19 protein-coding genes, 1 other RNA gene and 1 pseudogene are annotated in these 21,118 nt (G+C 44.4%); 17 read left to right on the top strand and 4 right to left on the bottom strand.

Features of this window, described 5'->3' with window-relative positions:
• The 6 genes and pseudogenes from eno to ABE28_RS22105 all read left to right on the top strand — a co-directional run bounded on the left by eno (position 1) and on the right by ABE28_RS22105 (position 5,315).
• Positions 1–1,296, top strand: a complete 1,296-nt coding sequence (eno, locus tag ABE28_RS22125) for a phosphopyruvate hydratase (RefSeq protein ID WP_064467232.1) — start codon at positions 1–3, stop codon at positions 1,294–1,296.
• A 553-nt stretch (positions 1,297–1,849) separates the two neighbouring features.
• Positions 1,850–2,623 (top strand): MerR family transcriptional regulator, encoded by a 774-nt coding sequence (locus tag ABE28_RS22120; protein WP_156775882.1) that lies wholly within the window; start codon positions 1,850–1,852, stop codon positions 2,621–2,623.
• The gene (locus tag ABE28_RS22115) at positions 2,613–3,110 is read left to right on the top strand and encodes a toxin-antitoxin system TumE family protein (RefSeq protein ID WP_064467234.1); all 498 of its coding nucleotides are present in this window, start codon (positions 2,613–2,615) and stop codon (positions 3,108–3,110) included. Before ABE28_RS22120 ends, ABE28_RS22115 begins: the two co-directional genes overlap by 11 nt.
• Before the next feature lie 283 nt (positions 3,111–3,393).
• Complete coding sequence (locus ABE28_RS22110; RefSeq protein ID WP_064467235.1) at positions 3,394–3,669, top strand: hypothetical protein; 276 nt, start codon at positions 3,394–3,396, stop codon at positions 3,667–3,669.
• A 347-nt stretch (positions 3,670–4,016) separates the two neighbouring features.
• Positions 4,017–4,112 (top strand): annotated as a pseudogene (locus tag ABE28_RS25345) (hypothetical protein); the annotation flags it as partial.
• 294 nt (positions 4,113–4,406) lie between these two features.
• On the top strand, positions 4,407–5,315 hold the full coding sequence (locus tag ABE28_RS22105; RefSeq protein WP_064467236.1) for a hypothetical protein: 909 nt from the start codon (positions 4,407–4,409) through the stop codon (positions 5,313–5,315).
• Between the two features lie 93 nt (positions 5,316–5,408).
• Here ABE28_RS22105 and ABE28_RS22100 read toward each other — a convergent pair whose 3' ends face one another.
• Both ABE28_RS22100 and ABE28_RS22095 read right to left on the bottom strand, forming a co-directional pair.
• Positions 5,409–6,236, bottom strand: coding sequence for a M15 family metallopeptidase (locus ABE28_RS22100; protein WP_064467237.1), 828 nt, complete (start codon positions 6,234–6,236; stop codon positions 5,409–5,411).
• 56 nt (positions 6,237–6,292) lie between these two features.
• Positions 6,293–6,835 carry a hypothetical protein gene (locus ABE28_RS22095; protein ID WP_064467238.1) on the bottom strand — a complete coding sequence of 181 codons (543 nt, stop codon included), beginning with the start codon at positions 6,833–6,835 and terminating at the stop codon, positions 6,293–6,295.
• A 176-nt stretch (positions 6,836–7,011) separates the two neighbouring features.
• On the opposite strand from ABE28_RS22095, the gene secG reads away from it, so the two are divergent.
• The 11 genes from secG (at position 7,012) to ABE28_RS22040 (ending at position 17,506) form a co-directional block, all read left to right on the top strand.
• A complete protein-coding gene (secG, locus tag ABE28_RS22090) occupies positions 7,012–7,245 on the top strand; it encodes a preprotein translocase subunit SecG (RefSeq protein ID WP_057912046.1) in 234 nt (77 codons plus the stop codon).
• 142 nt (positions 7,246–7,387) lie between these two features.
• Positions 7,388–8,134 carry an alpha/beta hydrolase gene (locus ABE28_RS22085; protein ID WP_064467323.1) on the top strand — a complete coding sequence of 249 codons (747 nt, stop codon included), beginning with the start codon at positions 7,388–7,390 and terminating at the stop codon, positions 8,132–8,134.
• Between the two features lie 33 nt (positions 8,135–8,167).
• Positions 8,168–10,537 carry a ribonuclease R gene (rnr, locus tag ABE28_RS22080; protein WP_064467239.1) on the top strand — a complete coding sequence of 790 codons (2,370 nt, stop codon included), beginning with the start codon at positions 8,168–8,170 and terminating at the stop codon, positions 10,535–10,537.
• A 66-nt stretch (positions 10,538–10,603) separates the two neighbouring features.
• Positions 10,604–11,071 carry an SsrA-binding protein SmpB gene (smpB, locus tag ABE28_RS22075; protein WP_061141144.1) on the top strand — a complete coding sequence of 156 codons (468 nt, stop codon included), beginning with the start codon at positions 10,604–10,606 and terminating at the stop codon, positions 11,069–11,071.
• A gap of 123 nt (positions 11,072–11,194) precedes the next feature.
• Positions 11,195–11,556, top strand: a transfer-messenger RNA (tmRNA) gene (ssrA, locus tag ABE28_RS22070).
• Between the two features lie 298 nt (positions 11,557–11,854).
• Positions 11,855–12,175 (top strand): PadR family transcriptional regulator, encoded by a 321-nt coding sequence (locus ABE28_RS22065; protein WP_064467240.1) that lies wholly within the window; start codon positions 11,855–11,857, stop codon positions 12,173–12,175.
• Positions 12,176–12,246: 71 nt separating this feature from the next.
• Positions 12,247–12,600 (top strand): DUF1048 domain-containing protein, encoded by a 354-nt coding sequence (locus ABE28_RS22060; protein ID WP_064467241.1) that lies wholly within the window; start codon positions 12,247–12,249, stop codon positions 12,598–12,600.
• A gap of 187 nt (positions 12,601–12,787) precedes the next feature.
• On the top strand, positions 12,788–13,549 hold the full coding sequence (locus ABE28_RS22055) for an ABC transporter ATP-binding protein (RefSeq protein ID WP_064467242.1): 762 nt from the start codon (positions 12,788–12,790) through the stop codon (positions 13,547–13,549).
• Positions 13,550–14,299 carry an ABC transporter permease gene (locus tag ABE28_RS22050; RefSeq protein ID WP_064467243.1) on the top strand — a complete coding sequence of 250 codons (750 nt, stop codon included), beginning with the start codon at positions 13,550–13,552 and terminating at the stop codon, positions 14,297–14,299.
• A gap of 272 nt (positions 14,300–14,571) precedes the next feature.
• Positions 14,572–16,221, top strand: a complete 1,650-nt coding sequence (locus ABE28_RS22045; RefSeq protein ID WP_064467324.1) for an FAD-binding dehydrogenase — start codon at positions 14,572–14,574, stop codon at positions 16,219–16,221.
• A 316-nt stretch (positions 16,222–16,537) separates the two neighbouring features.
• On the top strand, positions 16,538–17,506 hold the full coding sequence (locus ABE28_RS22040) for a nuclease-related domain-containing protein (protein WP_064467244.1): 969 nt from the start codon (positions 16,538–16,540) through the stop codon (positions 17,504–17,506).
• A gap of 35 nt (positions 17,507–17,541) precedes the next feature.
• On the opposite strand, the gene ABE28_RS22035 is transcribed toward ABE28_RS22040, so the two are convergent.
• Together ABE28_RS22035 and fdhF are read right to left on the bottom strand one after the other, a co-directional pair.
• Positions 17,542–18,018, bottom strand: a complete 477-nt coding sequence (locus ABE28_RS22035; protein ID WP_064467245.1) for a helical membrane plugin domain-containing protein — start codon at positions 18,016–18,018, stop codon at positions 17,542–17,544.
• A gap of 18 nt (positions 18,019–18,036) precedes the next feature.
• Positions 18,037–20,976: a formate dehydrogenase subunit alpha gene (fdhF, locus tag ABE28_RS22030; RefSeq protein ID WP_064467246.1), complete on the bottom strand. Its 2,940-nt coding sequence runs from the start codon at positions 20,974–20,976 to the stop codon at positions 18,037–18,039.
• Positions 20,977–21,118: the final 142 nt, after the last annotated feature.

The raw sequence follows: 21,118 nt of genomic DNA, 5'->3' as shown, positions 1-21,118 counted from the left end.
ATGCCTTACATTGAACATGTATATGCACGCGAAGTGCTTGATTCCCGCGGTAATCCAACAATAGAAGTAGAAATCCAAACTGAGTCCGGATACTTCGGACGCGCCATCGTCCCATCCGGTGCTTCAACAGGAGAGCATGAAGCGGTTGAGCTTCGTGACGGAGATAAATCTCGCTACCTTGGTAAAGGTGTACAAAAAGCAGTTGATAATGTTAATGAAATCATTGCTGAAGCTGTCATTGGCTTGGATGTAACGAACCAAGCTGGGCTTGACCTTACGATGATCGAATTGGATGGTACGGAGAACAAAGGAAACCTTGGAGCGAATGCAATCCTTGGTGTATCCATGGCTGCTGCACACGCTGCTGCTGAATTTTCCGGTCTGCCATTGTACCGTTACCTTGGAGGGTTCAATGCAAAGCAACTTCCAACTCCAATGATGAACATCATCAACGGTGGATCACATGCCGATAATAACGTAGACTTCCAGGAATTCATGATCCTTCCTGTAGGTGCACCAAGCTTCAAGGAAGCCGTTCGTATGGGTGCTGAAGTATTCCATGCATTGAAATCCGTTCTATCTGCCAAAGGCCTTAATACGGCTGTCGGCGATGAAGGCGGCTTTGCTCCGAACCTTGGTTCAAACCGTGAAGCTCTTCTAGTCATCATCGAGGCGATTGAAAAAGCAGGCTACAAAGCAGGCGAAGATATCTACCTTGGCATGGATGTGGCTTCATCGGAATTCTATAACAAAGAAACAGGCAAATACGATCTTGCAGGTGAAGGCCGCAATGGCGTAACATCCGAAGAAATGGTTGCTTTCTATGAAGAGCTGGTTAATGAATTCCCGATCCTTTCCATTGAAGATGGCTTGGATGAAAATGACTGGGATGGCCACAAACTTCTAACTGAACGCATTGGTTCTAGAGTTCAATTGGTTGGTGACGATCTATTCGTAACGAACACGAAAAAATTGGCTGAAGGCATCGAAAAAGGCATCGGCAACTCGATCCTGATCAAAGTGAACCAAATCGGTACACTGACTGAAACGTTTGACGCAATCGAAATGGCTAAGCGCGCAGGCTACACGGCTGTCGTTTCCCACCGTTCAGGTGAAACGGAAGATGCAACAATCGCTGACATCGCCGTTGCAACGAACGCAGGACAAATCAAAACAGGTTCGATGTCACGTACGGACCGTATCGCTAAATACAACCAACTTCTTCGCATCGAAGACCAGCTTGGCGACTTGGCTGTTTACGGCGGCTTGAAATCTTTCTATAACTTGAAGAAGTAATCATTTTGAGTTATAAGGGTTGAATTTAGTCGTACAAGACTAATTCGTAGGGCTTGAATTGTGTCGTACAAAAACATGAACTTAGTCGTACAGTTTATTACTTTTAACCTCCTATTTATATGTGGTAATCCACATTAATTAGGAGGTTTTTTTATGTTCATAAAGGAATTATTGAAAGAGTTTGCATTTATTTATAGTTATTTAATTAATGAGGAATACGTCATTCTTAATGTATGAGCAAAGATAAATTTGTTAAAAGAGGACATAATCGTTATAAAAATATTTACAGACAAGGAAGTAGCTAAGATGATTGGGTCTATGACTTTAAGAGTTGCAAGCATTACTCTTCTAATCCGAAGAACACCCACATATATATTAGTTGAGAAAATATGGACAAACTAGACCTGATACAGAATCTATAAATTGGAATATCAATTGCGTGAGGTATAAAACAGAATCTAACGGATAGAATATATTAATGAATATTAATAATAGAAAAGTTAATGAAATTGACTTTTCGTTAATTAGAAAGCTATAATGGAGGTGAGAAGAGGTGAAAATAATGAGTTTGGCTGTTTACGAAGAAACAGAGAAGGAGATTGATCTTGCTTATAAAGAACTAAACAAAACAAAGATAGAGAAAGAGACAAGCTATATCCTCAGTCAACTAATTATGGTTATGATGGGAACATTCAAAGATCGACTCAAGAGCATTACCTTTGACACCCATGACCTTTACTTTGATGAAGTCTTTATTACGTCCAACAAAAACAAAACAGCGTTGTTAAATTGGTTAAAGCGAATGATTGGCATGTATCATCCGATTGATGACCATGAGTTCGGGAAGTTGAAGGTAGATTTAGAAGAATGGTATTATCAAATCGGTGGACGGGATATTGTGTTTGAATACCGGGATACCTATTTGTTGAAACCGAAAGAAACTGCGGAGATACTTGGTGTTTCTACGGTTACGCTCAACAAATATGTCAAACGTGGCTTTGAGTACATTCCTAATAGTTCGCAAAATCGGATACCGAAACACATGATTTACCTTTGGAAAGATCCAGTGTATGCCATTAAGGTCCAAATGTTATTCCAAGAGAAGAAATTACGGAATCAAACACCAGAAGAACGTTTGAAAGAAGTCATCAAGGAGTTACTGGAGTTTCAAATGAAGTACGGGGCAGAATTCCATAAAGATGCTTTTCCAGAGTTAGACGGTGATGAAATAAATGCAATAGCCGACTACTATGAATGGGAAGACTTAGAGGAAGAATATTTGGAATTGAAACAAAAAGTTTATGGGGAGCGGAAGAATGGAAAATAAACATATAAGCATAGATAAACTCCTTCTTCCTGCTGACATCCCTGACATAATGGAAAGATATAGGGACATTATAACTCACTATGATAGTATTCCGGGTAGCGATCACATTTATCCCGAATACAAGCGAACACGAAAATTATTATCTGTTTTATTTCCATTAAGGGAACATCCAGTCCATGGGAAGACGGGGTTACACGCAATTGAACGATATGATGATGAAGACCATGTACGAAAGTATTCGTATCAATGGAAATTGATTATCCCACGAATGAGTAAGAAGGGGTATCATATCTCCGCATGGGGTAATGATCCGCATGATCACGAAGATACTCCACTTGAATTTATCGTAAAATCAGAGCCTCATCACCATCATCATGTACCAGGAGATTGGAGTAAAAGACAGGATAATTGGAATGTCTGGGCGTTGGAGGAAGCCTTAGAATTTGTTGCCCAATACATTCGAAGTGGGCAAGAATACAAACCTTGAGAGATACCTGATAAAGAAATTCGGTATCTTTTTTTGTTGTTAAAACCCTGTACTTTACAAACCAGAAATGAAGAAAAGCTAAAAAACTGTGGTATTAATGACAGTTAATATTTGATATTTTGTGAGGATATGTACTTAAATTTAGAAACATTTAGACGTATATTATTTAATAGTGATTACTTTTTGGTATTTTTTTAAGTAGAGAATTATATGAAATCCGAAAACACCTATTAGTAATCCATCATATGGATTCAATAATGAATTCAGTAGGGGAGGAATTATAATGAATAGAGCGCATAAAATACGTAGATTGCATGGTACATTACGTTTGAATAAAGATAAAAAGCATAAAGTCGCATTAGTTTCCGAAGGTTCCGGAAACTTTGAAAATAAAACGGCCGGCAGTCGAGTCTTAACCATTAAAATCAACAACGAGTTAAGCCAAAGAGGTAAAACGGTAAAAGTACATGTAGAAAACGAGAAGGAAGAAATTCTAAGGAAAGCACAATTTATGGACCAAAAGTTTTCTGAACTTCTTCAGCTTGTTAATAGTAAATAAGCAACAAATATGATCCACCTTTTATAAGGAAGCTCATTTCTCTTTTTTCTCAACTTGCTCTATGAGCTTGTCCATTTTTTGATTCAGATTTTTAATCCCATGATTTTATTTTATCCGATTTATTTTTCATGATTTCCCTTAAGCTCTTCATGTCCCGATAATTTTTATAATCTTTTACCACATAGAAACCTCCCCGTCCAGATTCCTTCTCTGATAAGTATGTGCCGGAATTTAGCTATAGTACTATCTTTGGCTAATTGTTCATTTATTATCATTTTGAGTAAAAAAACTGTTGAGTTAGATTCATTCCCCTAGTTTTTGAAGAATTCCATGTCGCAAACGGAAGTATCGCTAAATACAACCAACTGCTTCGCATCGAAGACCAGCTTGGCGACTTAGCTGTTTACGGCGGCTTGAAATCTTTCTATAACTTGAAGAAATAATCATGGCAAAATCCGCTTCTGACGAGAAGTGGGTAAGATCATTATTTCTTTCACCTCCCATTCGATTTGAATGGGAGGTTTTTTGTGTTTCATGAAGGAGGAGAGCATCTAGTTTTTTAAAATTGTAATATATGGTATTAAAGGTATAATTAAGGTAGGGGTGTCGCATATTCAACTTGAAGAAACGGAATCGCTACGACTGAAGTCAAGCAGTCTACTCTAAAGATATAATTGATTACAAGCACTCCTGCCGCGCGTATGAAGGAAGATTTTCATTATAGGAGACATGATGATATGAAAAAGAAACTCCTGATAGCAATTCCCCTTATATTGATTGGAATCTCTGTTTGGATCTTTTACAACAAAACGGACAATACAAAAGGTGTACAGCCTGGTTTTCGGGAAGGCTCCAATACGATTTCCTATGGCTTGCTGGATGACGATGGAAAAGTAATGAATAATGGGAGTACTCTGGAACCGATTAATAATAAGCTTGAGTATACGCTTTCGCTCTCGAATTTTATAGAAGTGGAAAGGGAATATGCCGTAATGGTCCTTCGTAATTTTGAACAAACACCCTTCACGGTCGAAGGAAAACCATACAGTGTTTATACCTTTAAAGCCAAACCGAATAAAAGTATCGAGTTTGATCTGAGTGTTGCCACTAACGATCGTACAAAAGAAATAGATTATCTTATATTTAAAAAACCAAATTATCTAATAGATAAATTGGATATATCAAAAATGGACACGTTGCAAGAAGTGCTGCCGATGCGTTTCATGGTCAAGAGCAAGGGAGAAGAACCAAAAGCAGCTACTGATTTAATTCCAGATGACATGGTAAAGGAGGGACCGAACGATACCATATTTGTCAGCAAACAAAAAGAAGAACTGATTATCCTGCCTGCAGCAAAAAGTGGTGAGCGTGTTTTCCTATCTGTTGGCAATATTGGTGAAAAGGAGGAAAATTACCATATAATTGCATTGAACGAATGGCAGCAAGTCTCGCTGGGAAAAGATCAATTAGTAGGACATGTGGCAGTTAACCCTGGAGAAAGAAAAGTGTTTGAATATAAGCTTCCACAGGTACGGCATGATTCGAATTTTCAGGTTATTGCGTTACCAAAACCTTATGAAGTCAGCGAAAGTGACTATGAAAGTACAGACGTTTCCGGTTCAATTCGAACGGTCATCAAACCTTGATTTGTATCATTACCTTGTAGATATGGAGAAGCAAATTTAATCAAACGTTTGATTAACAGACAACAAAAGGTGCCGCATATGGGCACCTTTTGTTTATTTATCTACAGCTTCTACTGGGACGGCATTATAGTATTCTTCCAATGTGCTTTTCGTTTTGAAAATTTCAGTTGCGGCATCGACGCCAATGTAGCGGATGTGCCATGGTTCGTATTTATAGCCGGTAATGTTTTCCTTGCCTTCCGGATAGCGGATGATGAATCCGAATTCATGGGCATGCTCTGCAAGCCAGGCCGCTTCATTCGTGTCCCCGAAGCAATCTTGGGCAGCACATGCACCGTCATGTGTCGTGACATCGATGGCCAGGCCCGTTTCGTGCTCGCTCGTACCTGGCATGGCACTGTAAGTTTTCGCTTTTTCTTCCCCGTCCTTGGCCACATAGTTATTAAAGACCGTGATTTGTGTCTGATGTGAACGGTAGGCAGAAACACCGGCGAAATGCATATTGTCTTTTTCAGCAGCTTGGAATAACCGTTCAAGCGCAATTGCGGCTTCTTTTCGCATCATTCTTTTTTCGATTTTATCTTGAAAGATGAAATCCACTTTTGGGTAGATGAGATCTTCAGGCTTGTAATCTTCCGGCAAGCTGTATTGTTTGTTGACAAGAACAGGGATGCTCCCTGGGTTTGCTAAAGTCTGCAGGCCAGCCTGTGCGGGCTTGACCGTTTCATCGACTTCCACCTGGCGTTGGGCTGATTCTTTTGAATCTTTTTCTTTAGTATCATCCTTGGCTGTCTCCGTATGGTGGGAGCTCGGGTGTTCTTCTTTTGGCTCTTTCTTGTCATCGCCTGATTGGTCGAATGAGCATCCGGACAATAAAATGAACGATGACAGAGCAGTTGCTGTAAATATAGGTTTTAACATATGAAAGGCCCCTTGCTTTTAAAATGAGATTTCCTGCGAATAGGCGTATTGAAAGATTATCGTGACAAGTAATCCCTCGTCAATTCACTTTGGTACTTATCAAGGAATAAACCGATCCAGACCACCATCAACAAAAATGGATAATCATTGCGGACTGCGGTTTCCACGACGGGTGCAGACCAAAAGTGCGAAAGGAAACCACCTGACATCCTGATCGTCTCGAAGGTGACCAGGGCATGCAGCGATAGCCAGAGAATCGTAAGGGTATTGGTGCCGAAACCAATGACGGCCGCTACGATGCTCAGCAGGATTGCAGCTGCACCGATCAGCAGTACATTGTAACTTGATTGGAAAAAGTCGATACCGCTATTGGAAAGTCCATTATAAATAATAGCAGTAAAATAGACGGTTGTCGTGATATATGCAGCAAATAATAAATATCGATTTCCATGGTATTTTGCAAGCAGCAGCAAAAGCGGCGAGAGAATGATCAATAGGATGCTTAAGAGATTGCTTCCGCCTATCCATAAAGAATAGCCTGCAACCACCGAGAACAGGATGGTCAATAAATCAAGAATTCGAAGTATGGGCTTAAACATGCTGACACCTCTTTCTTCCCTTTTTGTGAATTATCTCAAACTTTGATTCAAAAAGAAAATGATGAAGATGCGGTTTAGGAATTCTTTCCATTATATTATAACAAAGATTGTGGATATCTTATGGGTGTGGTAAAGTTAAAGTAATTGTTTATTGGTACTTCAGGAGGTGTAATTGCATGCATGCATTTCTCATAACGCTTTTGGTGATCGTCAGTATCGCCCTTATTGTGACGGTATTGCTTCAATCGGGTAAAAGCGCAGGTTTATCAGGTGCGATTGCCGGCGGTGCTGAGCAGCTATTCGGAAAGCAAAAAGCACGCGGCTTGGACTTGATTTTACATCGTGCAACGATAGTATTGGCCATTTTATTCTTTGCTTTAACTTTACTTGTTGCATTCTTTGATGTGTAATCGATCAAAAATGAGTCTAGCTAAATAGCTAGGCTTTTTTCTTTGCACGATAGTTGCATGAATAGATATAGTGATTTTAGTACTTAATGATAGGATAGGGAATCCTTTTGGATGCTATTTACTAATGAAGGAGCTGATTATCATGAAAATTAAGCTGCAGCAGCCCTTTACTTTCGAAGGCGGAAAAAGAGCGGTCTTACTTTTACATGGGTTTACGGGCAACTCCGCCGATGTGCGGATGCTTGGACGTCATTTGGAGAAACACGGATACACCTGCCATGCCCCGCACTATAAGGGACATGGGGTTCCGCCAGAGGAGCTTGTGAAGACGGGCCCGGCTGACTGGTGGAAGGACGTCATGATGGCATACGATTTCCTCAAGAGCAAGGGCCATGAGGAAATAGCTGTTGCCGGACTCTCTTTAGGAGGCGTATTTTCTCTTAAATTAGGTTACACTGTACCTATAAAGGGTATCGTATCAATGTGTGCGCCCATGTATATCAAAAGTGAAGAAATGATGTTTAAAGGAGTATTGGAGTACGCTAGAGAATTTAAGAAATACGAAGGAAAAACAGACGAGCAAATAGAACGTGAAATGGACCTTCTGGCCGATAAACCGATGAATACATTGAAAGCCCTTCAGGAATTGATAACGGAAGTGCGTGAGAATGTCGATTTGATTTATGCACCGACATATGTCGTGCAGGGGCGTCATGACGACGTCATCAATCCGAAAAGTGCCGATATCATTTATGATTCGATCGAGTCACCTGTCAAGAAACTGAAGTGGTATGAAGAATCCGGTCATGTCATAACGCTTGATAAAGAAAAAGAACAGCTGCATGAAGATGTATTGGAATTTTTAGAAAGCCTGGATTGGTCCGAATAACAAATTAATCATACCCTGAATAGGAGGGGTTTTATGGAAGATAACATTCAAGAACACATGAATAGGCTTTTGACGTACATGACCGATGAAGCATATAAGCCATTGACGGTACAGGAGCTTGAAGAGGCTTTGAAGATCGAAGACTCGGCAGACTTCAAGAATTTCGTCAAGGCGCTCGTGAAGCTGGAAGAAAAGGGATTGGTGGTCAGGACGAGAAGCAATCGTTACGGCCTGCCGCAAAAAATGAATTTGTTCCGCGGAAAATTAACGGGTCATGCAAAGGGCTTTGCCTTTGTAACGCCTGAAGATAACCCAGGAATGGATGATATTTTCATTCCGCCAAATGAAACGGGTACGGCAATGCATGGAGATATCGTCATGGTGCGGGTATCTTCGGAAACATCCGGATCAAGACAGGAAGGCACGGTCATCAGGATCCTTGAACGCGGAATCACTCAAGTGGTAGGTACATACTCCGAAAGTAAAAGCTTTGGTTTCGTCATCCCTGACGATAAAAAGATCGCCAACGACATCTTCATCCCCCAGCATGCTTCCCATGGAGCGGTGGAAGGCCATAAGGTTGTCGTCAAGCTGACTTCTTATCCGGAAGGACGTGTAAGCGCAGAAGGCGAAATCATTGAAATTCTGGGGCATAAGAATGACCCTGGCGTCGATATCCTTTCCGTCATCCATAAATACGGTTTGCCGATGGATTTTCCGGAAGATGTCATGAAACAGGCCAATGCCGTTTCCGATACGATTTCTGAAAGCGAAATCGGCAGCCGCAGGGATTTGCGCCATGATATTTTGGTCACGATTGATGGAGCCGATGCGAAGGACCTCGATGATGCCGTGTCGGTTTCTAAGCTTGAAAATGGCCATTACAAGCTGGGTGTCCATATTGCCGATGTCAGCCATTATGTTACGGAAGGTTCACCAATCGATAAGGAAGCCCTTGAAAGGGGTACGAGTGTTTATTTGGTGGACAGGGTGATCCCGATGATTCCGCATCGTTTATCGAACGGAATTTGTTCCTTGAATCCGCAGGTCGATCGGTTTACACTTTCTTGTGAAATGGAAATCACGTCAGACGGCCATGTCGTCAATCACGAGATTTTTGAAAGTGTCATCAAGACGACGGAGCGGATGACTTATGGCAACGTGAACAAGATCTTGGTGGATAAGGATGAAGAACAGCTAGAGCGCTATGAAGCGTTGGTGCCGATGTTCCAGGACATGGAGAAGCTGGCCGCCATCCTTCGTAAAAAGCGGATGAGCCGCGGTGCGATCGATTTTGATTTCAATGAAGCAAGAGTTATCGTTGATGAAGAGGGACATCCGACTGATGTCGTTTTACGCGAAAGGTCGGTTGCCGAAAAGCTGATTGAAGAGTTCATGCTGGCAGCCAACGAAACCGTTGCCGAGCATTTCAACCGTCTTGACGTTCCGTTCATTTACCGTATCCACGAAGATCCGAAGCCGGAAAAGCTGCAGCGCTTCTTCGAATTCATTACGAACTTTGGCTACATTGTGCGCGGGTCTGCCAATGACGTTCATCCTAAGGCGTTACAGGATATCATCGAGGCAGTGGCGGGCAAGCCGGAAGAAACGGTCATCTCCACCGTCATGCTCCGTTCGATGCAGCAAGCGAAATATGATCCGGAAAGCTTGGGCCATTTTGGTTTGTCAGCTGAATTTTATACACATTTCACATCACCGATCCGCCGTTACCCGGATTTGATCGTGCACAGATTGATCAGGACGTATTTGGTGGAAGGTAAGCTGGACGATGCAACGAAAGAGAAATGGAATGCCATCCTACCCGAGATTGCCGATCATACCTCGAAGCGGGAACGTCGCTCCGTCGACGCAGAGCGCGAAACCGATGATTTGAAAAAGGCGGAATATATGCTTGATAAAATCGGCGAGGAATATACCGGTATCATCGGCTCCGTCACCAATTTCGGGATGTTCGTCGAGCTGCCGAATACGATCGAAGGACTTGTTCATGTCAGCTTCATGACGGATGACTATTATCGCTTCGATGAGCGCCAGCTGGCCATGATCGGGGAACGTACAGGCAATGTGTTCCGGATTGGAGATGAGATCGACGTACGTGTTTCCAACGTCAATAAAGACGAACGGGCGATCGATTTTGAAATCATCGGCATGAAGGTAAGCCGTCCCCGTCCATCCGGCGAAAAGAAAATATTCAAAGCCAATTCGGGTGACCGTAAACGCGGCCGCGGCGGCAATGGCGGACATAACGAAGGAAAAGGCGGCAGCCGTGGCGGCAATCGCAAGGGAGATTCGCCTTCTTCCGAGAGAAAGCCGAAGAAGAAGAAAAAATTCTTTGAAAATGCGCCAGCTGCCAAGCGCAAGAGGAAGCCTAAAAAGAGATAAGGTTGATGTGAGGGGGTGAGCGATTCATCCTCTCACTGCGATCGGATGTAAAAAGGGGAGAGAAAGATGCCAAAAGGCTCAGGTAAACAACTAGCACAAAATAAAAAAGCATATCATGATTTCTTCATTGAACAAACATTTGAAGCAGGCATCGTTTTGAAAGGGACCGAAATCAAAGCAATCAGGGCGGCCCGAGTGAATTTGAGGGATGCCTTCGCTAAAATAGAAAATGGCGAAATCTATCTTTATAATATGCATGTCAGTCCTTATGAACAGGGTAACCAGTTCAACCATGACCCATTGCGGACACGGAAGCTCCTTTTGCATAAGAAAGAAATCAGTAAATTGATCGGTGAAACAAAGGAAGCGGGTTACACCATCGTTCCATTGAAAATGTATTTGAAAAATGGCTTTGCCAAGGTTTTAATCGGACTTGGAAAAGGGAAGAAGCAATATGACAAGCGTGATGACCTGAAGAAGAAGGAAGCGAAGCGTGATATTGAACGTGCTTTCCGTGATCGTCAGAAGATGTAACGCTGCCAAGACCTTACAATTGATTTTTCGTTTCAATCTGTTATAATTAATCCTGTACCGATGACAATTGAATATCAGCCAACTTGCTGACTATTCTTCTCTCGTACGCTCCATTTCATTCATGGGGACGTTACGGATTCGACAGGGATAGTTCGAGCTTAAGTTGCGAGTCGAGGGGATCGGCCTCGTTAAAACGTCAACGCCTATAACTGGCAAACAAAACAACAACCTAGCTTTCGCTGCGTAACAACAGTCGTTAGCTGTTCCTCCCTCCATGGCCCACGTGGTAGGGTAAGGGACTCACTCTAAGTGGGATACGCCGGAATCCACCGTCTGAGGATGAAGGAAGAGACCAATCAGACTAGCTGCTCTGCCGCCTGTCGATAGGCTAATGAGTTCGCGAAATGCGAATATATCGACTACACTCGTAGAAGCTTAAGTGCCGTTATGTCTGGACGTGGGTTCGACTCCCACCGTCTCCACCAATACATATATTGGTGGTTTTTTATTTGGCTTTGGAATAGATTCGCGTCCATGTGAGAGGTGCATTGGTAGCCATTTGGGCTAAATATTTTTGAAAATATTTACAAATTCACATTGACCGTTCTTCTACTAAGTGATACGATATACATGTAATACCAACTCGGCTTTAAATAATTATGTTTACACATGCACATGTATACTCCATACTGAATAGCATATCATAAAGCTATACAGTGAAAATTTTATTTAGTACTAAGTAATACTGAATACAAGTCAGACTAAGTAGGGGAGGTGCTGAACATGGAAAATTTAACTGAAATGCTGAAGGGTTCGCTTGAAGGATGCGTGCTGGAAATCATCAGCCGTCATGAAACATATGGCTACGAGATTACCCGCCGCCTGAATGACCTTGGGTTTACTGAAGTCGTTGAAGGGACGGTCTACACCATCCTCGTGAGATTAGAAAAGAAAAAACTGGTGATCATAGAAAAAAAACCTTCAGATATGGGGCCGCCCCGTAAGTTTTACTCCCTGAATGAAGCTGGCCGCGAGGAGCTTGAATTGTTTTGGGGGAAATGGGATTTCGTATCCTCAAAAATCAACTTCTTAAAATCAAATTAGCTTCATAAGATGTTCCGTACGATATTCCTGGAGTGTCTTGTTCAGCTATTATAAATAGGAGGAAAAATAATATGATGGATTTTTTCAAAAAGATGATTGGTGATAAGAAAGAGTATAAGCTGATGATGGCACGGGTTGAAGCCCTTCCAGAGGACTATCAGTTTGTGTTTAAGAAAATCCAAAGCTACATGTGGAATTTCGCGGCGGGCAACGGAATGGATATGCTGCATATGCAGTATGAATTAATTGATTTGTTCGAAGCCGGTGCAGCGGATGGTCGAGAAGTTCTGGAGATAACTGGAGATGACGTAGCATCCTTTGCCGATGAACTAGTGGCGAACGCTAAAACCTATGTCGACAAGTATCGTGAAGATTTAAATCAAAGTATCATCAAGCGATTGGGAAAAAATGAACTTAATAAATAATATCGACTGAATAGCTGATTACAATTGTGAATTGCCACCTTTGCTTTTCAGTTATATTTTCGGTTTGGTACTAAGTTATACAGAATATCAGTCTGACTGAATAGAGGGATATAAGCAAACTGGCTCTACCGATTAATTATGAAATGTGTAAGCGATCTGCTGCACTTTATATAAGGAGGAAAAAAAGATGAGCGACGAATCGATATCCGTAAAAGGGTTAAAAAAATCCTTTAAAGACAAGGAAGTATTAAATGGGGTGGATTTTGAAGTGCTGCGTGGGGAAATTTTCGCACTACTGGGCTCGAATGGAGCAGGGAAGACAACGATTGTCAACATCCTCTCGACGTTGATGAAGCCCGATGATGGAGAAGTAGGCATTTGCGGCTTTGACGTCCGGCGTCAACCGGAACAGGTTCGCCAGAGCATCAGCCTGACCGGGCAATTCGCAGCTTTAGACGGTATGCTTACCGGGCGTGAAAACCTGATGATGATTGCCAAGTTACGGGGAGTTTCCAATCCTGCTCAAGTCGCAGACAATTTGCTTGCAAGATTCAGCCTGACGGATGCGGCCAACCGCCGGGCGGACAAATATTCCGGGGGGATGAAGCGTCGGCTTGACATCGCCATGAGCCTGATCGGGACGCCAGCCGTCATTTTTCTCGACGAACCGACGACAGGGCTTGACCCCGAAGCGAGGATTGAAGTTTGGGAAACCGTCAAAGAGCTCGCCGGTGGAGGCACGACAATCTTGCTGACGACTCAATATCTGGAGGAAGCAGAACAACTGGCGGACCGTATTGCCATCCTGCATGGCGGAAAAATCATCTCGACCGGTACCCTTACCGAACTCAAGGAGATGTTTCCGCCAGCGAAAGTGGAGTACATCGAGAAGCAGCCAACATTGGAAGAAATTTTCCTTTCAATCATCGGGAAAAAGGAGGAGATGTAAATGAAAAGCAAAACAGGGGTATTACTAGGGCGTTTAATGCGTAACATCATGCGCAGTCCGGATACAATTATCACGGTGGCGATTACTCCGATCATGATGCTTCTGCTGTTTGTTTATGTATTTGGCGGCGCCATGGAGACAGGGACAGACAACTACGTCAATTATCTATTGCCGGGAATCTTGCTGATAGCTATCGCATCCGGCGTCGCTTATACTTCCGTTCGGCTGTTTACGGATGTTAAAAGCGGGCTGATGGCGCGTTTCATTACGATGCCCATCAAGCGGTCTTCCGTATTGTGGGCCCATGTGTTGACCTCGCTTGTTGCCAATGCGCTGACTCTCATGGTGGTCATCCTCGTCGCGCTTTTAATGGGCTTCCGCTCCAGCGCTAATATCCTGGATTGGCTCGCTGTAGCAGGGATCCTCGGGCTGTTTACCCTAGCGCTGACATGGCTGGCGGTCATCCCCGGTTTGAAAGCTAGTTCTTTGGAGGGCGCGACAGGTTACTCGTATCCGCTGATTTTCCTCCCGTTTATCAGTTCGGCGTTTGTCCCCACCGAAACCATGCCTAAAATGGTCCGTGTGTTCGCAGAGAACCAGCCCGTGACTTCAATCGTTAATGCGATTCGTGCCCTCTTGTATGAAGGGTCTGTTGGTAGCGATATCTGGACAGCGCTTGCCTGGTGCGTCGGCATCATGGTCATCGCTTACTTCTTCGCCAGTAAAGAATTCAAACGCCAGTTAGGGTAAGCATCCCGCTTAAATGCCTTGGCAACTAATGCAGAAATTGAAGACAGTGCTCTTTCCCAGGAGCATTTCAGTAGGAGTGTCCTTCATAGGTTTTTCGTTTGAAGGAACTCCAGTCTTCTGAAAAGGTCAAGATATGGTTCAAAACATATTTCCTTTCAAGATTATTCTTCCTCCTTGAAAGGAAAATGAGTTTTAACGGGGAATGTAGGAAGAGTGTGAAATTTTTTCGAATATTATGGAAGTGTTTACATACTGGAGGTGTGTTGACGTTGATGGAATTCGATGTGATTGTGGTCGGAGCGGGCCTTGCCGGATTGGTGGCTTCGGCGGAGCTCGCTGATGCCGGGAAGAAGGTTTTGTTATTGGATCAAGAACCGGAAGCTTCCCTTGGCGGGCAGGCCTGGTGGTCTTTTGGCGGCTTGTTTCTTGTCGACTCACCCGAGCAGCGGAGACTGGGCATTAAGGATTCGCGGGAACTTGCCTGGCAGGATTGGTTAGGTTCGGCGGGGTTCGATCGTGAGGATGATCAAGATTATTGGGGGAAAAAGTGGGCGGAGGCTTATGTCAACTTTGCATCTGGGGAAAAACGTGAATGGCTGACAGCCCAGGGCATCCGTTTTTTTCCGGTAGTTGGCTGGGCAGAACGAGGCGGATACCTTGCTGAAGGGCATGGTAACTCGGTTCCGCGTTTTCATATTGTTTGGGGAACGGGACCGGGGATCGTTAAGCCGTTCGAGGATCGCATTCGTAAAGCGATCGCAAATGGCCTGATCGATTATCGCCCCCGTCATCGCGTGAATGAATTGCTAACGCAACATGATGCTGTCATTGGTGTATGTGGATCCGTGCTCGTGCCGAGCTCGGCAGCTCGCGGCGAGGCTAGCTCGCGGGAAGTGGTCGATGACTTCTCATTTCATGCGAAGGCTGTGCTTGTTACAAGCGGCGGAATCGGGGCCAACCACGATTTGATCAGAAAGAATTGGCCTGTGCGGCTAGGTGAAGCTCCGAAACATATGATTTCCGGCGTACCTGAGCACGTGGACGGGAGGATGCTTGCCATAACGGAAAAGGCTGGCGGAAGGATCGTCAATCGCGACCGGATGTGGCATTATACGGAAGGAATCAAGAATCATGATCCTGTTTGGGCCAAGCATGGAATCCGAATCCTTCCCGGACCTTCATCTCTGTGGCTCGATGCAACAGGCAAGCGATTCCCTGCCCCTAACTTCCCTGGCTTTGATACGTTAGGAACGCTTGAAGCCATCATGGCGACAGGGTACGATTATTCTTGGTTCATCTTGACGCAGAAGGTCATTGAAAAAGAATTTGCTTTATCGGGCTCAGAGCAAAATCCCGATTTGACAGGGAAGAGCATTCGGAAGGTTTTATCCCGGGTCCTGCCGGGTGCGCCATCTCCCGTCCAGGCTTTCATGGACAAAGGGGAGGACTTTGTGCTGGCTGATTCACTCTCCGAACTTGTGGAGGGAATGAATAAGATCACGGGGGAGAGTTTGCTTGACTTTGCCGAAATCGAGAGGCTAATCATCGCGAGGGATAGAGAGATGGATAACAAATTCACGAAAGACCTGCAAATTACCGCAATGCATGGAGCACGCCATTATATCGGTGACCGGCTAATAAGAGTGGCAGCACCTCATAAAATGCTCGATCCGAAGAATGGTCCGTTAATAGCAGTGCGGTTGAATATCGTCAGCAGAAAAACATTGGGGGGATTGCAAACCGATCTCTCCTGCCGCGTCCTGAATGCTTCCGGACATCCAGTGAATGGCCTGTATGCAGCGGGTGAAGTAGCCGGATTCGGCGGTGGCGGGGTTCACGGTTATCGTTCATTGGAAGGAACATTCGTCGGTGGCTGCCTTTTCTCCGGAAGACAGGCCGGCAGAGCGATCGCAGAATTATGACGGCGAGGACCTGTTTTGAAGTGAGCCCAATTGTTAGGTAACACCTAACAATTGGAGGAGGTGCAGTTTTTTTGTCGAAAAATCGATATAATGCCGATTTCGGAGATAAAAGGTGCAGTATCGTAGATAAAAAGCAGAATTCGGAGATAAAAGGTCCGGTATCGTAGATATAATGCCGATTTCGCAGATAAAAGGTGCAGTATCGTAGATAAAAAGCACATTTCGCAGAAAAAACGTCCAATCGCAATAATTTGAAGGAGTATTCATTGCAGTTGTCGAATCATGTTGGGAGAAATATAGATTGGAGTGATGAATATTGATTGTAAAACAACGAAAAGTACCGCTTACCATCCTCAAATTACGTGTTTTGGCGCGCAGGCTTCCACCTAATCTTCCTAGAATGGCCTTCATCATAAATGATCTCAAAAAAAAGGAGGCTGGCTATAAAGGGGAGTGTTCCATTGACTATCCATTAGGCTTTTTAGAGCCGGAGAGTCATTTCATTTTCCACGATGTACGGCTTCAGGAACAGGCCCGTTTTTTTCAGTTGGATACCTTGATCATGACAAAGAAATTCGGCCTCATCATCGAAGTGAAAAATATAACGGGCATGCTCTTTTTTGATCACCACTTCAATCAGCTTATCCGAACGAAAGATGGAGTGGAGTCTGCGTTTCCGGATCCCCTCATTCAAGTCAGCCGCCAGGAAGAACAGTTGAAGAATTGGTTTTTGGAACATGGCTTCCCAGCATTTCCGATCCTTTCATTGATTGTCATCAGTAATCCCCAAACCATCATTCGCACCTCTCCTGAAAACCGTAAACTGCACTTCAAAGTCATCCATCGCGATGCGCTTCCCGCTAAAATTAAGCAAATTGAACATATGATGAAAGAGTCCATTTTAGATGATAAAGTTTTAAAGAAAGCTGTTCGCATCATCAATAAACAGCATATCGATGCCGATTTTTCCATCCTTGAACGATACAGTCTTACTGAAGAAGACCTCATCAAGGGCGTAATATGCGGGAACTGCAACAGTCACCAGTTACTTAGAAGGCATGGAACATGGCTTTGCAACCAATGCGGCCTATCCAGTAAGGAGGCACATATCCATGCTTTACGAGATTATTTTTACTTGATCGGAGCGACTATCACGAATCGGCAGCTGCGGGATTTTATTAACCTTTCCTCCGCATCCGCTGCCACTCGTATCCTGCAATCATTGAATCTGACAAGCAGTGGTGCGAATAAGGGGAGGGTGTACAGCTTGTTTTTTGATGAGTGAAAAAAAGCTGACCCTAAAAGAATCAGCCCTCATTCCTATTCCTTCAATTCCTTGCCCATTCCCTTTAGGAAGTGTACGCCAAAACCGATCGCCCGGTTTATGTCGGGATCATTCAACGTTTTCATTAGATCGAGTACGCCGATTTTCTTTTCGCTTTGGAGGAACTTGTTTCCTTCATCGATTCCTGCGAGTGCACTGTTCAGCAGTTTCGTCGATTGTGCGGCATCTGCATTCATCAAGGCTCCTGTTGCCCCCATAACGGTATTGATCAGGTTTGTGACAGGTTGTCTTGTAACTTGTTCAAGGGCGATTTTTGCAATTTGTTCTTTTCCTTGTAGCATGGAGGTCGCTGCCTCGAATACTCCCGCGTCATTCAGTTCATTGACGATCTTAAACATATTGTTTAACGCATCTTCATTATTGGCGATCAGTGTTTTTAATTCTTCCAGCTTTTGGAGCTTCTTTTCTTCCTCTGTAAGCGGATTATGGATTTCCGTAATGGGAGCTGCCATGAATATCACCTTCCTTGTTTATTTTTCCGTTAAATGTACATACCCTGAACGGGCCCACTTCCGTTCAACCTCGACACCATTCTGGGGATGGCGTTTTTTGTTCCGTGGATTCGTATCAGGCAGCGGGGTGTCTCCGCAAGCGCTTAATACTTCCATGCGGACCATCGTTTGTTTGTAGGCAGGTGTGCTTGTGCGTTGATCATAGATAGGACCGGTCAGGAAGTTGATGGCAGAATCTTTGTCAACGGAGTTCATCGGTAAAAAGAGTTCATTGTTTTTTACCCGGTCGGTGATCAGCACTTTTAATTTAACGGCTCCGAACGGTGAGACTAAGCGAACGAGTCCGCCATCACCGACTTTGCGCTCACTGGCAAGCTTTGGCGAAATTTCAACGAAAATATCAGGAACCTTTGCTTGGATTCCAATTGATTTATTCGTCATGTTTCCTTCATGGAAATGCTCCAGCATCCGCCCGTTGTTGATATGAAGATCGTATTCCGCTGGGAATTGAGCCGGCTCGACCCAATCGGATAGGGCAAATCGGGCCTTCTTATCAGGGAAGTTAAAGCCGTCCACATAAAGAAGCGGCGTGCTTGCTCCATCATGGCTGCCCCAGAGAAAGCTGTTCCAGCCTTCGAGCGCACTGTAATTGGCTTGGCTGAATAATGGCGAGAGGCTTGCCATTTCATCATAGATTTCACCAGGGTGTGTGTAGTTCCAATCCGCCCCTAGCCGATTGGCGATCTCTTGGGTGATCCACCAATCCGCTTTAGCATCTCCTAGAGCAGGCAGTGCCTGGTATAGACGCTGTACGCGACGCTCCGTATTGGTAAATGTTCCGTCTTTTTCAAGAGAGGGCACTCCTGGCAATACGACGTCTGCATATTGGGCGGTTCTGGAAAGGAAAATATCTTGTACCACGAAGAAATCCAAGCTTGATAATACGTCATGAACATGGTTGGCATCGGAATCGACAAGTGCCATATCTTCACCGACAAGGTACATCGCTTTCATGTCGCCTTTTTCAATGGCGTGAAGCATTTCGATATTGTTCATGCCTGGTTTGCCATCGATTTTTACACCGTAAGCACTTTCGAATTTAGCGCGTGCCGCATCATCGGAAATATGCTGGTATCCGGGAAGCCATGTCGGCAGGGTCCCCATATCGCAAGCACCTTGTACATTGTTGTGGCCTCGAAGCGGATAGGCCCCGGCTCCGTTTCGGCGGTAGTTTCCTGTAGCCAGCAAAAGGTTGGAAATGGCGGCAGACGTATCGGAGCCTCCCGTGTTTTGGGTTACACCCATTCCCCAAAGAATGCAGGTCCCGTCGGCATCACGGATCATTTCTGCTATTTGGACCAATGCTTCTTTTGTAAGCCCTGTGTGCATTTCTGCATATTCGAGGGTGTATTTCTCAAGTACTTCTATATACTCCTCGAAGAAGTTCACATTTTCATCAATGAATTTTCGATCATGCCAGCCTTGATCGATCATATATTTGGTAACCGCCATCAACCAGACCTGGTCCGTTCCTTGTTTGGGGCTGATATGAATATCCGAACGCTCCGCCATTTCATTTTTCCTGATATCCGCCACAATCAGTTTTTGGCCGTGAAGCTTATGGGCACGCTTCACGCGTGTCGCCAGTACAGGATGCCCTTCAGCAGGATTCGCCCCGACGATGATGACCAGGCCGGCGGCGGCGATATCCTTGATCGTTCCGGCATCCCCGCCCATTCCGACTGTACGGAACAATCCGTCTGTAGCAGGTGATTGGCAATATCGGGAGCAATTGTCGACGTTATTCGTCTCGAATACCTGCCGTGCCAGCTTTTGAATCACATAGTTTTCTTCATTCGTAATCTTGGAGGAAGAAATGAAGCCTACGGAGTTGCCGCCATGCTGTTGTTTGATCGTCCCGAGTCTTGAGGCGACGAATTCCAATGCTTCATTCCAGCTCGATTCGACGAATTTGCCATTTTTCCGAATGAGCGGCTTGGTTAATCGTTTTTCGGAGTTTACAAAATCCCAGCCGAATTTCCCTTTGACACATGTGGAAATCGCATTGACGGGGGCTTCATGAGTCGGTTGGATTTTAAGGATTTTCCGGCCCTTTGTCCAGACCTCGAATGAGCAGCCGACCCCGCAAAACGTACAGACCGTTTTTGTCTTATTCGTCCGTTTCTCACGCATTGCCGCCTCGATTTCCGAAATGGCAAATATCCCGCTGTACCCAGGCTCCACTTCTTTGACAAGATCAATCATCGGTTCGAGCAAATCGTTTTTTATACCTGACATGAACCCAGCTTCACCAAGCATGGATTTCTCCATTAATGCATTACATGGACAAATGGTTACACACTGTCCGCACCCAACACATGATGAGTTGTTGATTTCGGTGCCTTCATCCCAGATGACCCTTGGACGATCCGCTTCCCAGTCGATGGATAGAGTCTCGTTGACCTGAAGGTTCTGGCATACTTCGACACATTGTCCGCAGGCGATGCATTGATTGGCATCATAGCGGTAAAATGGGTGGGACATATCGACATCGGCCAATTTCACTTTCGGTGTGTAAGGATATTTTTGGTGTTCGATTTCCATTAACTCTGCCGTGTTATGAAGTTTGCAATTGCCGTTATTATTATCACAAACCGTACAGTATAAGGAGTGATTTTCCAGGATCCGATCCATTGCTTCGGTCTGGGCTTCCTTAGCCTTGCTTGAGTCCAAGGTGATATCCATCCCGCTCACCGCCACGGTCGAACATGACCGGACGAGTGTCCCATCCACCTCGACAATGCAGGTATCACAGGTTTGGATCGGATCGACCTCAGGGACATAACAAATCTGGGGATGGGCTATCCCATTTTGATTGAGGACTTCAAGTATCGTTAATCCGGTTTTTGCCGTATAATCCAAGCCATTGATTTTAAATGTGCCAGTCGAATTGCTCATACTACTTCCCCCTTTTTAGCCAAAGCATATAAAAAACCACCATGCCCACACCTCCGCCTTTAAAACGATGGTGTAAGTCATGGTGGAGTAGTTTAATAGCAAAACTTGCCAGTATACCAATCATACCATTATGTATAAGCAA

The sequence above is a fragment of the Peribacillus muralis genome, assembly GCF_001645685.2.
GTDB lineage: Bacteria > Bacillota > Bacilli > Bacillales > DSM-1321 > Peribacillus > Peribacillus muralis_A.
The sequence above is the reverse complement of the archived record's forward strand: the minus strand, read 5'-3'. Positions and strand labels throughout refer to the sequence as shown.